At 70.5% G+C, this 11,931-nt stretch carries 11 protein-coding genes; 3 read left to right on the top strand and 8 right to left on the bottom strand.

All coding sequences use genetic code 11. The annotated features are described in order from the left end of the window. Window positions 1–21 precede the first annotated feature (21 nt). Both fdhD and GC092_RS07605 read right to left on the bottom strand, forming a co-directional pair. The gene (gene fdhD, locus GC092_RS07610) at window positions 22–918 is read right to left on the bottom strand and encodes a formate dehydrogenase accessory sulfurtransferase FdhD (protein ID WP_324014738.1); all 897 of its coding nucleotides are present in this window, start codon (window positions 916–918) and stop codon (window positions 22–24) included. A 2-nt stretch (window positions 919–920) separates the two neighbouring features. Then, a complete protein-coding gene (locus GC092_RS07605; RefSeq protein WP_324014736.1) occupies window positions 921–3,224 on the bottom strand; it encodes an FdhF/YdeP family oxidoreductase in 2,304 nt (767 codons plus the stop codon). Window positions 3,225–3,334: 110 nt separating this feature from the next. Here GC092_RS07605 and GC092_RS07600 point away from each other — a divergent pair, with 110 nt between their 5' ends. Beyond that, window positions 3,335–3,676: a hypothetical protein gene (locus tag GC092_RS07600; protein ID WP_271171951.1), complete on the top strand. Its 342-nt coding sequence runs from the start codon at window positions 3,335–3,337 to the stop codon at window positions 3,674–3,676. Window positions 3,677–3,707: 31 nt separating this feature from the next. On the opposite strand, the gene GC092_RS07595 is transcribed toward GC092_RS07600, so the two are convergent. The 5 genes from GC092_RS07595 to nagE all read right to left on the bottom strand — a co-directional run bounded on the left by GC092_RS07595 (window position 3,708) and on the right by nagE (window position 9,552). Further along, window positions 3,708–4,118, bottom strand: a complete 411-nt coding sequence (locus GC092_RS07595; protein WP_282977824.1) for a four-helix bundle copper-binding protein — start codon at window positions 4,116–4,118, stop codon at window positions 3,708–3,710. Window positions 4,119–4,222: 104 nt separating this feature from the next. Continuing rightward, complete coding sequence (locus tag GC092_RS07590) at window positions 4,223–5,137, bottom strand: carbohydrate ABC transporter permease (protein ID WP_282977825.1); 915 nt, start codon at window positions 5,135–5,137, stop codon at window positions 4,223–4,225. Next, a complete protein-coding gene (locus tag GC092_RS07585) occupies window positions 5,134–6,105 on the bottom strand; it encodes a carbohydrate ABC transporter permease (protein WP_271171954.1) in 972 nt (323 codons plus the stop codon). Before GC092_RS07585 ends, GC092_RS07590 begins: the two co-directional genes overlap by 4 nt. Before the next feature lie 2 nt (window positions 6,106–6,107). Beyond that, window positions 6,108–7,397: an ABC transporter substrate-binding protein gene (locus GC092_RS07580; protein ID WP_324014731.1), complete on the bottom strand. Its 1,290-nt coding sequence runs from the start codon at window positions 7,395–7,397 to the stop codon at window positions 6,108–6,110. 232 nt (window positions 7,398–7,629) lie between these two features. Then, a complete protein-coding gene (gene nagE / locus GC092_RS07575) occupies window positions 7,630–9,552 on the bottom strand; it encodes an N-acetylglucosamine-specific PTS transporter subunit IIBC (protein WP_324014730.1) in 1,923 nt (640 codons plus the stop codon). Between the two features lie 164 nt (window positions 9,553–9,716). Here nagE and GC092_RS07570 point away from each other — a divergent pair, with 164 nt between their 5' ends. Next, a complete protein-coding gene (locus GC092_RS07570) occupies window positions 9,717–10,244 on the top strand; it encodes a MarR family winged helix-turn-helix transcriptional regulator (RefSeq protein WP_324014727.1) in 528 nt (175 codons plus the stop codon). Between the two features lie 40 nt (window positions 10,245–10,284). Then, on the top strand, window positions 10,285–11,043 hold the full coding sequence (locus GC092_RS07565; protein WP_271171958.1) for a helix-turn-helix domain-containing protein: 759 nt from the start codon (window positions 10,285–10,287) through the stop codon (window positions 11,041–11,043). On the opposite strand, the gene GC092_RS07560 is transcribed toward GC092_RS07565, so the two are convergent. Then, on the bottom strand, window positions 11,030–11,815 hold the full coding sequence (locus GC092_RS07560) for a helix-turn-helix domain-containing protein (protein ID WP_324014724.1): 786 nt from the start codon (window positions 11,813–11,815) through the stop codon (window positions 11,030–11,032). The two genes, GC092_RS07565 and GC092_RS07560, sit on opposite strands and share 14 nt — an antisense overlap. Window positions 11,816–11,931 lie beyond the last annotated feature (116 nt).

Raw genomic sequence — 11,931 nt, 5'->3', positions numbered from 1 at the left:
CGGCGACCCCCGCGATCGACCCTATCGGACGCGGTCGGCGCCGCGGGAGTCGCCCGGACGCCCGGGCGTGGGGACAACTCCCCCGTCGAGATCGACGCGCTCGGCCCCTGCGTACACGTTCATCGTGTCGCCTCGGAGGAACCCGACGAGCCCGATGCCCCGGCTCGCGGCGAGCTCGACCGCGAGCGACGACGGCGCCGACACGGCCGCGAGCAGGGGGACGCCGGCCATCGCGGCCTTCTGCACGAGCTCGAAGCTCGCGCGCCCCGACACCATGAGCACGGTGCCGCGCAGCGGCAGCATCCCCCGCGCGAGCGCCCATCCGACGACCTTGTCGACCGCGTTGTGGCGCCCCACGTCCTCGCGCACGACGAGGGGCTCGCCGCCCTCGGCGGGGAACAGCGCCGCCGCGTGCAGGCCGCCTGTCCGGTCGAAGAGCGCCTGCGCGGATCGGAGGCGGTCGGGCAGGGTCGCGAGAACCGGTGCCGCGACGCGCGTCGGGTCCGAGCGGATGTCGAACGCCGACACGGTCTCGACGGCCTCGATCGAGGCCTTGCCGCACACGCCGCACGAGCTCGTCGTGTAGAAGCCGCGTGCGACGGGAGGACGGATCCCGGGCGCGAGGGCGACATCGAGCACGTTGTAGGTGTTCTCGGTGCCCCCGGTCCCTGGCCCTCCGCAGTGGATGGCCGCGCGCACGTCGTCCTGCGCATGCACGGCCCCCTCCGAGACGAGGAAGCCGGAGGCGAGCTCGACATCATGGCCCGGGGTCCGCATCGTGACGGCGACCGGCTCGCCCGCGACGCGGATCTCGAGGGGCTCCTCGACGGCGAGCGCGTCGGGCCGTCGCGCGGCCGACGCGCCGTCGTCCCCGAGACGGACGCGGACGACCGGGCGGTGCGCCGTGAGGCGGCCCATGCTCAGCGCGCCTCGAGCCGCACGACGACGGCCTTCGACGTGGGGGTCCCGCTCGTGTCGGCGACCGAGTCGAGCGGCACGAGGACGTTCGTCTCGGGGTAGTACGCGGCCGCATTGCCGCGCGGCGTGTCGTAGGCGACGAGCCGGAACGCCTCGGCGCGACGCTCCTCGCGGCCGAGCGGGCCATCCCACTCCGAGACGAGATCGACGATGTCTCCCTCCGCGAACCCGAGCGCGCGGATGTCGTCGGCGTGCGCGAAGACGACGCGACGCCCGCCGCGGATGCCGCGATAGCGGTCGTCGTGGCCGTAGACCGTGGTGTTGTACTGATCGTGCGAGCGGAGGGTCTGCAGCAGCAGCCGCCCCTCCGGGATGCGCGGGTGCTCGAGCGCATTCGCCGTGAACACCGCCCGCCCCGTCGGGGTGTCGAAGCGGCGCGCGTCGCGCGGCCCGTTCGGCAGCAGGAAGGTGCGGCCCTTCTCGATGCGGCGCTCGTAGTCGTCGAACCCGGGCACGACGCGCGCGATGTGCGCGCGCACGCGCGCGTAGTCGTCCTCGAGCGCGCGCCAGTCGGCGCGAGGCGCGTTCGGCCGGTCCGCGAACACGCGCTCCGCGAGGCGCGCGATGATCGCGACCTCGCTGAGCAGGTCGCCGCTCGGCGGGGCCAGGCGTCCGCGCGAGGCGTGCACCGCGCCCATCGAGTCCTCGACGGTCACGCGCTGCTCGCCGCGCCCGCGGTGGTCGCGGTCGGTGCGGCCGAGCGTCGGCAGGATGACTGCACGGCGGCCGTGCACGACGTGCGACCGGTTGAGCTTGGTGGACACGTGCACGGTGAGGTCGACGCGCGACATCGCCGCCTCGACGACGGCGGTGTCGGGCGTCGCCGAGACGAAGTTGCCGCCCATCCCGAGGAACACCCGCACGCGTCCGTCCCGCATCGCGCGGATCGCCGCCACCGTGTCGTGCCCGTGCGCGCGCGGGGCGCGGAACCCGAACTCGGCGTCGAGCGCCGCGAGGAACGTCTCGGACGGCTTCTCGTAGATGCCCATCGTCCGGTCGCCCTGCACGTTCGAGTGGCCGCGCACGGGGCAGACGCCCGCTCCGGGACGCCCGATGTCGCCGCGCAGGAGCAGCACGTTGACGACGTCGCGCAGTGTCGCGACGGAGTGCTTGTGCTGCGTGAGGCCCATCGCCCAGCAGACGATCGTGCCGCGCGAGCGCCGCACGCGCTCCGCCGTCGCCCGGATCGTCCGCTCGTCGAGCCCCGTCGCCTCCTCGATCTGCGGCCAGCCGACCTCCGCGACCGCCGCGGCGTACGCGTCGAAGCCCGTGGTGAAGCCCTCGATGAAGGCCCGGTCGAGGACGCCGCCCTCCTCCGCCTCGCGCTCGAGCAGGTGCTTGCCGATGCCCTGGAACAGCGCCTGGTCGCCGCCGAGCCGGATCTGCAGGAACTCGTCGGCGATGCGCGTGCCGCCGAGCACGAGTCCGTGCGGGGTCTGCGGATTGCGGAACCGGATGAGCCCGGCCTCGGGCAGCGGGTTGACGGCGATGATCGTCGCGCCGCGCCGCTTCGCCTTCTCGAGGGCCGACAGCATCCGGGGGTGGTTCGTGCCGGGGTTCTGCCCCGCCACGATGAGCAGGTCGGCCTCGTGGATGTCCTCGATCGAGACGGTCCCCTTGCCGATGCCGATGGTCTCCGTGAGCGCCGACCCGCTGGACTCGTGGCACATGTTCGAGCAGTCGGGGAGGTTGTTCGTGCCGAGCCCCCGCACGAGCAGCTGATAGAGGAAGGCCGCCTCGTTCGATGTGCGCCCCGACGTGTAGAAGACCGCCTCGTCCGGGTCGTCCAGGCTCGTCAGCGCGCCCGCGACGAGATCGAGGGCCTCGTCCCACCCCGCCTCCCGGTAGTGCGTCCCGCCCTCGTCGAGCACCATCGGGGTCGTCAGGCGGCCCTGCTGGCCGAGCCACCAGTCATCGTGGCCCCGGAGCTCGTCGACGGAGTGCTCGGCGAAGAACGACGGCTCGACGCGGCGCAGCGTCGCCTCCTCGGCCACCGCCTTCGCGCCGTTCTCGCAGAACTCCGCGACATGGCGCCTGTCCTCCTCGGGCCATGCGCAGCCGGGGCAGTCGAAGCCGTCCTTCTGATTCACGCGCAGGAGCGTCCGCGCGCTCCGGACGACGCCCATCTGCTCGAGCGACGTCTTCATCGCGTGGTACACGCCCGGCACGCCGACCGCGGAGGTCTCCCGCTCCCCGACGACCAGCCGCGTCTCGTCGATCTCCGCCCGGGGTGCCCTCTTCGCCATTCCGCCATGCTACGGCGGGTTTCCCTGCGTTACACGGCGGCGTGACGGGCGCGGCGAGGGACCGTACCGTGGTCGAAACGCCCGACCGCACCCGTCGACAGGAGCATCCCGTGACCAGCCCCCTCCGCGTCTCCGCCGAGCACACCGTCGTGTGCCTGCACGAGGCCGGCGCCCTCTGCGCCGAGGTCGGACCGGGTCACGACATGCACCTCATCCAGCGGCGCATCGTCGCCGCGACCCCGAGCCGCTGGATCGACGCGATCGCGGGCGCCGTGGACGCCGACGGATGGCTCGAGCTGCGCGATCTCGAGGGTCGCGCGCTCACGCGCGTGTGGCACCACGCGCCGCTGGCGTCGATCGTGGCGCCCGGCGAGCCCGTCGCCCTGCACGCCGGCTACCACGTGCTCTCGGCAGCGGGCAGGTGGCTGAACGTGCGCGACGAGCGCGGCTGAGCCGCGCCCGTCGCATCCGGCCCGCCGCGCCTCACATCGAGGCCGAGCTCATGCTCTTCATCATGGCGTCGCACGCGTTCGCGCAGTCCATGCACGCCTGAGCGCACATCCGCATCGCCTCGCTCGTCTCGGCGTGCTTCATGCACTCGTCGTAGCACGCCATCGCCATGGTCTTCATCGCCTCGTGCATGGCCATCATCGCGCCCATGTGCATGCCCATGGGGCGGAGCATCATGCGCATCATCGTGTGGCACATGTCGGCGCAGCTCATGCACATGCTGCGGCACATCGACATCTCGGCGCCCGACTCCATGTCAGCGGCCATCGTGCACGCCTGCTCGCACGCCATGCACGCCTCCATGCAGGCCTGCATGACGTCGTGGTCCATCGGCATCATCGTGTCCGAATCGGCCATCATGTCGGTCATGGTCTTCATGTCCATGTCAGCTCGCTCCCTGCGCTTCGCGCGAGCCGACGGCCGACCCGGTGGACGCGAAGCGCCTCCTTGTGGGCGATGCTACGACCGCTCCCCCGCCGTGTCGATGCTCACTTGAGCCCGGTCGTCGCGATGCCCTGGACGAGGTACTTCTGACCCGCGATGAAGAACCCGACGATCGGCAGGAGCGACACGACCGACATCGCGAACATCGGCCCCCACGACGCCTGGCCCTCCGAGTCCATGAACTGGCGCAGCGCGAGCGGCACCGGGTACAGGTCGGTGTCCGTGATGTAGATGAGCGGCGAGAAGAAGTCGTTCCAGGTCGCGATGAAGGTGAAGATCGCCGTCGTCGCGAAGGCGGGCGTGCACAGCGGGAGGATGATCCGCCAGAAGATGCCGAAGGTCCCGCATCCGTCGATGCGCGCGGCGTCGTCGAGCTCCCGCGGCAGCGCACGCATGAACTGCACCATGAGGAAGGTGTAGAACGCGTTCGATGCGAGGAAGTGCGGCACGACGAGCGGCAGGTACGTGTTCACCCATCCGAGCTCGGCGAAGATGATGTACTGCGGGATGAGCAGCACGTGGCCAGGGAGCATGAGCGTTCCCAGCGTGAGCGCGAACATGAGGCGCCGCCCCGGGAAGTTCAGCCGGGCGAACGCGAACGCCGCGAGCGCGGTGGACACGAGGGTGCCGATGATGCTGAGGACCACGATGATGAGCGAGTTCACGAGGTACACGTCGAACGGATGCTCGAGGGCGTTCCAGCCGTCCGTGTAGTTCGCGAGATCCCACTCGGCGGGCCACAGGCCCTGCTCGGTGAAGATCCTGTCGTCGGGCTTGAAGGAGCTCGAGAGCATCCACAGCAGCGGGTAGAGCATGAAGAGCCCCACCCCCGCGATCACGACGTGCCGGAGGAAGCGCGAGCGGGCGGTCGCGCGACGGCGGCCGACCGCGCGGACATCCTGCGGGGGCCGGCTCCAGCGACGGGGCCGGACGACGGTCTGGACCTCGGTGACGGTCATCGCTCCTCCGCGTCCTCGTAGAACACCCAGTGCTTCTGGGCGATGAAGTTGACCGCGGTGAGCGCGGCGATGATGAGCAGCAGCAGCCATGCGAGTGCCGACGCGTACCCCATGTTGAAGCGTCCGAATCCCTCGATGTAGAGGTTGAGATTGAAGAAGAGCGTCGATCCGGCCGGGCCGCCCGACCCGTTGCTCATGACGTAGCCCTGCGTGAAGGTCTGCAGCGACCCGATGATCGACAGGACGAGGTTGAAGAAGATGATCGGGCTGATGAGCGGCACGGTGATGTAGCGGAACTGCCACCACTTCGTCGCTCCGTCGACCGCCGCGGCCTCGTAGTACATGGCGGGCACCTGCCGGAGTGCCGCGAGGAAGATCACCATGGGCGACCCGAACGTCCAGATGTTCAGCATGATGAGCACGCTGAGTGCGGTGTCGGGATCGGACACCCAGGCGGGGCCGTCGATCCCGAGCCAGCCGAGCGCCGTGTTCACGACGCCGCGCGTGCCGAACAGCTCGCGCCACAGCATCACGATCGCGACGCTCGACCCCAGCAAGGAGGGCAGGTAGTAGATCGCGCGGTAGAACGAGAGGCCGCGCAGACCCTGGTTGAGCGCCATCGCGACGCCGAGCGCCGCGACGAGCGACAGCGGAACCGACACGAACGTGTAGACGAAGGTCACGATGAGCGACTGCCCGACCCGGGGATCCGACAGCATCTCGGCGAAGTTCTCGAAGCCCACGAAGACGGGGGCGTTCAGGAGGTTGTAGTCGGTGAAAGCGAGGTACAGCGAGGCGCCGAACGGGATGATCGTGAGGAGCATCCCGCCGTACCACGGGATGAGGAAGAGGTAGCCGGACCAGTCGATCCGGCCGGCCCTCGTCGGCTTCCGCCGACGGCGCACGACCGGCGCCGTCGGCGGAAGGGTGCGCTCGCCGCGGGGCGGCGCATCCACGGTGGCGACCATCGTCAGGCCTGCCCGAGGGCTTCGCTCGCCGCGGCCATGACCTGCTTCGCGGCCTCCTGAGCCGTGATGCGGCCGAAGGTGACCTCGGTCGCGATGTCGGTCAGCGCATCCTGCACGGCCTGGCCTCCGATGGGGTCGGGGCGCGAGTCCGGCAGCTCCTCCTCGGCGAGGGCCGTGATGTACGCGATCGAGCGCTGGTCCTCGGGGGTGAGGGAGTCCGCGATCGCCTCCGCGACGACCGTGCTCGCCGGGAGGCCGCGGGTCGCGCCGACGGCCTCGTTGCCCTCGACGCTGTTGACGATGAAGTCGAGCAGCTCGAGCGCCATCTCCTGATTCGGCGACTCCTGGCCGATCGACCAGTACATCGACGTGTCGATCGACATGCCGCGCCGAGCGCCCTGGACCTCGCCCGGCATGCGCAGCAGCTCGAGCGCGCCGCCCGACGCGTCGTTGTAGGCCTTGAGGTTGTTCGTCGGGATGACCTGCCCCGCGACGAGACCGGCGGCGAGCGGCGACTGCTCGGCCGAGCTGCCGACCGTCTCGATGTGCCCGGCCGGCGCGAGCGCGCCGGCCGCGCGCTGCTCGACCGACATCGCGAACCAGTCCGTGAGCGTCTTCTCGCTCGCGCCGAACGAGCCGTCCTCGTTGTAGAGCTCCTCACCCGTCTGACGCACGAAGACGACGAGGTTCTGCACGGTGTCGAAGGCCATGTCGACGCCGTAGACCTGACCGCCCGACGCGTCGGTGACCGCCTTGCTGAACGCCCAGAGGTCGTCCCACGACCACGTGTCGCCGTCGGGGATCTCGACGCCGTACTGGTCGGTGAGGTTCCGGTTGATGACGAAGCCGACCGCGTTGAGGCCGGCGGGGATGCCGTAGAGCGCGTCGCCCACCACGCCGAGCGGCGCCGTCTTGGGGACGTCGTCGAGGTTCAGCACGTCGAGGTGCTGGTTGAGGTCGAGCAGCGCGCCGCGGTCGGCGTACTCGCGCAGGCTGTCACGGCGCTGGTTGAACAGGTCGGGGATGTCGCCGGCCGCGAATCGGGTCGCCATCTTGTCGGCGTAGGGGCCAGAGTCCTGGTACTCGGTCTTGATCGTGAGGCCGTCGTGCTCCTTCGTGAAGACCGCGAGCATCGCCTCCGTCGCCTCGGCGCGGGCCGCGTCGCCCCACCAGATCATGTTGAGCGTGGACGCCGCCGCCGACGGCTCGGTGCTGATGCCGAAGCGGTTGCAGCCGGCCAGCATGAGCGCCGTGGCGCCCAGTCCGAGCCCGAGGAGTGTCCGACGGCTCATCTCCACACGTGATGCGCTCACTGTCTTCCCTTTCGCGTCGTTGCGAGGACGAGAACCGGAGAAACCGGTTTCTGGCATCATAGGCGCACCCTCGGGGGTCGTGTCAAGCACGACGGGCGCCCGGGTCATCCTGCCTGTCGACCACCTTCTTTGCAACGTGGGAACACGAGGCGCGCGCAGACGGCGAGGCGCCCCGCAGGCGTGCCTGCGGGGCGCCTCGCGCGGGTCGCGGTCAGATGAGCTCGATCACGGCGCTCTCGTTGTTGAGGACGATCACGAGCGTCACGGTGGGATGGCCGGCCGCGCGGATGCGGTCGAGGTCGACGCGCAGCAGCGGGGTCCCCGCGGTCACGCGCGCCCCGGCCTCGACGAGGGTCTGGAAGCCCTCGCCCTTCATCGCGACGGTGTCGATGCCGACGTGGATGAGCAGCTCCGTGCCGTCGTCGAGCACGAGGGCGATCGCGTGCCCCGTCTCGAAGACGTGCCCGACGGTCGCGTCGACCGGGGCGACGACCGTGTCACCGGTCGGCTCGATCGCGACGCCCGGGCCCATGATGCCCTGGGCGAACGTGGCATCGGGCACCGACGAGAGCGGCACGACGGCACCCTCGATCGGCTGACGCAGCCGCACCGTCGCGGGAGCGGCGACCGCGGTCGCCGTCTGCGGCGGGGCCGCGACCGGCTCGGCGGTCGGCGCGGACGGCGCCGGCGCCTCGGCGCGCCCCGACATGATCTGCTCCATGGCGTCCTTCACGAACTGCACGTTGAGGCCGTAGATCACCTGGTACGAGCGCCCGCCGGGCTTCATCACGCCCGCCGCGCCTGCGCGCTTGAGCGCGGCCTCGTCGGCCTTCGCGACGTCACCCAGCTCCATCCGGAGCCGGGTCGCGCAGTTCTCGAGCTCCATGATGTTGTCGCGTCCGCCGAGCGCGTCGATGAAGCGCGCGGCCGTCGCGAGGTAGCCCCCGTCGGCCGTCGTCGCGTCGGCCCCGTCGAGCGCGACGTCGTCGTCCTCACGGCCCGGCGTCTTCAGGTTGAACCGCAGGATGACGAATCGGAACACGAGGAAGTAGACGACGAACCAGAACACGCCCATGACGAGGATGAGCCACGGGTTCTGCGCCATCGGGTTCACCCATCCCAGGAGCAGGTCGATCCCGCCGCCGGAGAAGCCGAAGCCCATCCGGACCGGGAGGATCGCGCTGACGGCGAGCGAGATGCCCATGAAGACGGCGTGGATGAGGTAGAGGACCGGGGCGAGGAACATGAACGCGAACTCGAGGGGCTCGGTCACGCCGACGACGAACGACGAGATCGCGCCGGAGAGGAGCAGGCCCGCGGCGACCTTCTTGCGCGTGCTCTTCGCGGTGACGTACATCGCAAGCGCCGCACCGGGGAGGCCGAACATCATCACGGGGAAGAAACCGGTCATGTACTGGCCGGTGACGCCGTACTCGCCCGTGCCCGAGAGGAAGTTGTTGAGGTCGTTGATGCCGGCCACGTCGAACCAGAACACCGAGTTCAGCGCGTGGTGCAGCCCGAGCGGGATGAGCAGGCGGTTCATGAAGCCGTAGATGCCCGCGCCCACCGGGCCGAGCGTCGCGATGAACTCGCCGAACGCGACGAGACCGCTGTACACGAACGGCCAGATGAAGAAGAGGAGGATCACGACGAGGAGCGAGATGCCGGCGGCGACGATCGCGACCGAGCGCTTGCCCGAGAAGAAGGCCAGGGCGTCGGGCAGCTTGACGTCCTTGAAGCGGTTGTACGCGAACGCGCCGATGAGGCCCGCGATGATGCCGACGAAGACGTTGTTGATGACGCCGAAGGCCGGGTTGACCTCGGCGGCCTCGACCCCCTGGAAGAGGGCGACGGTGTCGGTGCTCAGGAGCGTCGTGATCGTGAGCCACGAGACGAGGCCCGCGAGCGCCGACGTGCCGTCGGTCTTCGTCGCCATGCCGAGTGAGACGCCGATCGCGAAGAGGATCGGCATGTTGCCGAGCAGCGCACCGCCCGCGCCGTTGAGGAACGTCACGGCGATGTTGTCGCCTGCGACGTTCTGGATCCAGTACCCGACGCCCATCAGGATCGCGGCGATCGGGAGGACGGCGACCGGCAGCATGAACGACCTGCCGAGCCTCTGGAAGAACTTCATCGGTACCTCCTGGAAGGGGCGCACTTCGGGCGTGCGCGTGCTGTGATGCGCATGACGGTACACGCTCGCGGATGCCGCGCCAAGCTAATCGTTAAAATCCCTTACAAATCCGCGCGGGGCGTCGTGACGCGGATCGGAGAGCGCGCGGTCCTATGCTGTGGGAGGTGGCAGGCACGGAGATCTCACAGTCCGGCGATGACGAGGTGGACCTCATCATCGACGCGTGGTCGACGATCCTCCCCGACGTGGACCTCTCCCCTCTCGACGTGATGTCGCGCCTGCGACGCGTGGCGCGCGATCTGCAGCGCGTCCGCGAATCCGCCTTCTCCGCGTCGGGTCTGCGCGCATGGGAGTTCGACATCCTCTCCCTCCTCCGCCGCTCCCCCGACGACCTGTCCATGACGCCGTCGCAGCTCGCCGCGTGGACGACGGCGACGAGCGGCACGATCACGTACCGGATCGAGCGCCTCGAGGATCGCGGCTACGTCGCGCGCACCGACAACCCCGCCGACCAGCGCAGCCGCATCGTCACCCTCCTCCCCGCGGGTCGCGAGCGCGTCGAGTCCGCCATGCGCACCCTCGTCGCGGCCGAGGCGCGCCTGCTCGAGGGCCTCTCCTGGAACCAGGTCGCGGCGCTCATCGACGCGCTGCGCACGGTCGGCGCCTCCGCCGAGCGCGACGCGCGACCGTGACGCGCTCGCGCCGGAGCGTCCGCGGGAGGATGCTGACACCATGAGCCTTCGCCACGCCCTCATCGCCGAGCTGCTGCGCGGCCGCCGGGCAGAGCTGCAGCCCGAGGACGTCGGGATCCCCCGCGGCGACGGCCGCCGCGTTCCGGGCCTCCGCCGCGAGGAGGTCGCCGAGCTCGCCGGGATCAATCGCGACTACTACATCCGCCTCGAGCAGGCGCACGGGCACCTCCCGTCGCCTCAGGTCGTCTCGGCGCTCTCGCGCGCCCTGCAGCTGGATCCCGACACCACCGAGTACTTCCAGCAGCTCGCGCAGACGAGCGCGACGCGCGCCCTGTCGACGCGCGAGGGCCTCCCGGCCGGCGCGTTCGCCATCCTGCGCCTCGTCGAGCCGCACCCGGCCTACATCACGAACGGCGTCCACGACGTGCTCGTCGTGAACCGCTCGTGCGCGGGCATCGCGAAGGGATTCCTGGACGAGGGGCGGAACCTCCTGATCGAGGTCTTCGAGCACGAGCACGAGGCGCCGTCCGCCGAGGAATGGCGCGCGACGGCGACGCGCCTCGTCGACTCGATGCGCTTCCACACAGCGCCCGACGAACCGCGGTTCCAGGAGCTGCTCGCGCTCCTGCGGCGCCGGTACCCCGCCTTCCGGGAGCTGTGGTCACGCCAGCGCGCGCGGAAGCTCACGTTCGGCACGAGCCTCTTCTACGACGCCGAGCACGGCTGGCAGCGCGCGACCTGGCAGACCCTCATCGTGCCGGATCACCCCGACTCGCTGCTGACGATCATCCATCCGTGACGCGCGCGGCCTCGGCCGGCCCGGAGCGCCGTCGAAGCAGCTTGAGCGCGACGTGGAGCACGCTCCTGCGCACGCCGTCCGCGAGCTCCGCGCGGACCGGCTCTGGCAGGTTATCGAGACGGTAGTAGAGGGTCGTGCGATGGAGGTGCAGCCGCCGGCAGGCCTCGGAGACGCGCGCACCCGCGTCGAGATACGCCTCGACCGTGTCGAGCTGCTGGCGATCCCCGGCACGCCACAGCGCGAATGCACCGGGCGACGCGCGTCGGATGAGGTCGATCGGCACGGGGAGCTCGTCCAGGAGCGCCCGGATGCCCGCCGGCGTGACGTGTTCGGGGTCTTCGAGGAGAAGCCGCGCCTCCCGCACGGCGGGCCGGATGTCGTCCTCGTCCGGCGCGACGGCCGCGGTCGCGAAGCGCGCGGCGGGATGGCCATGGCGGTGAGCTGCCGACGCGAGGACGTCCTCGACGTCGCCGTCGAGCCTGCTCCGGGAGACGACGAGGACCGGATGGTCGGCGAGATCGCCGATATGCCACGTCGCGCCGCGCCCGTCGGACTGGATCGCCGTCGCGAGACGGCGCCGCTCGTCGTCCGATCCGACGGTGTCGAGGAGCGCGACGACGAGGCCCTCCGAGCGGTCGAGCCAGCGGCGATCGGCCGCCTGGGCGAGCGCGCGCACGCGCACGGCGCGCTCGTCATCGAGGAGCCTCCGGAAGACGTGGACGCGAGCGCCTGACGTCGCGTCCCCTGAGATGTGCTCGATGCCTTCGCGCAATCCTCGCGTCTGAGACGTCACTGCCACTCCGCCATGTCCTGCTCACCTCACGCCGCGCGCACGCGGCGCTGTCCTTCCCCTCGACGGTAGGACGACGCGACGGCCCGGCGCGTGCC

Source organism: Microbacterium sp. JZ37 (assembly GCF_035188445.1).
GTDB lineage: Bacteria > Actinomycetota > Actinomycetes > Actinomycetales > Microbacteriaceae > Microbacterium > Microbacterium barkeri.
The sequence above is the reverse complement of the archived record's forward strand: the minus strand, read 5'-3'. Positions and strand labels throughout refer to the sequence as shown.

Coding starts and splice junctions, on each gene's coding strand:
- fdhD (WP_324014738.1), bottom strand. CDS start 918: ATGGGCCGCCTCACGGCGCACCGCCCGGTCGTCCGCGTCCGTCTCGGG.
- GC092_RS07605 (WP_324014736.1), bottom strand. CDS start 3,224: ATGGCGAAGAGGGCACCCCGGGCGGAGATCGACGAGACGCGGCTGGTC.
- GC092_RS07595 (WP_282977824.1), bottom strand. CDS start 4,118: ATGGACATGAAGACCATGACCGACATGATGGCCGATTCGGACACGATG.
- GC092_RS07590 (WP_282977825.1), bottom strand. CDS start 5,137: ATGACCGTCACCGAGGTCCAGACCGTCGTCCGGCCCCGTCGCTGGAGC.
- GC092_RS07585 (WP_271171954.1), bottom strand. CDS start 6,105: ATGGTCGCCACCGTGGATGCGCCGCCCCGCGGCGAGCGCACCCTTCCG.
- GC092_RS07580 (WP_324014731.1), bottom strand. CDS start 7,397: ATGAGCCGTCGGACACTCCTCGGGCTCGGACTGGGCGCCACGGCGCTC.
- nagE (WP_324014730.1), bottom strand. CDS start 9,552: ATGAAGTTCTTCCAGAGGCTCGGCAGGTCGTTCATGCTGCCGGTCGCC.
- GC092_RS07565 (WP_271171958.1), top strand. CDS start 10,285: ATGAGCCTTCGCCACGCCCTCATCGCCGAGCTGCTGCGCGGCCGCCGG.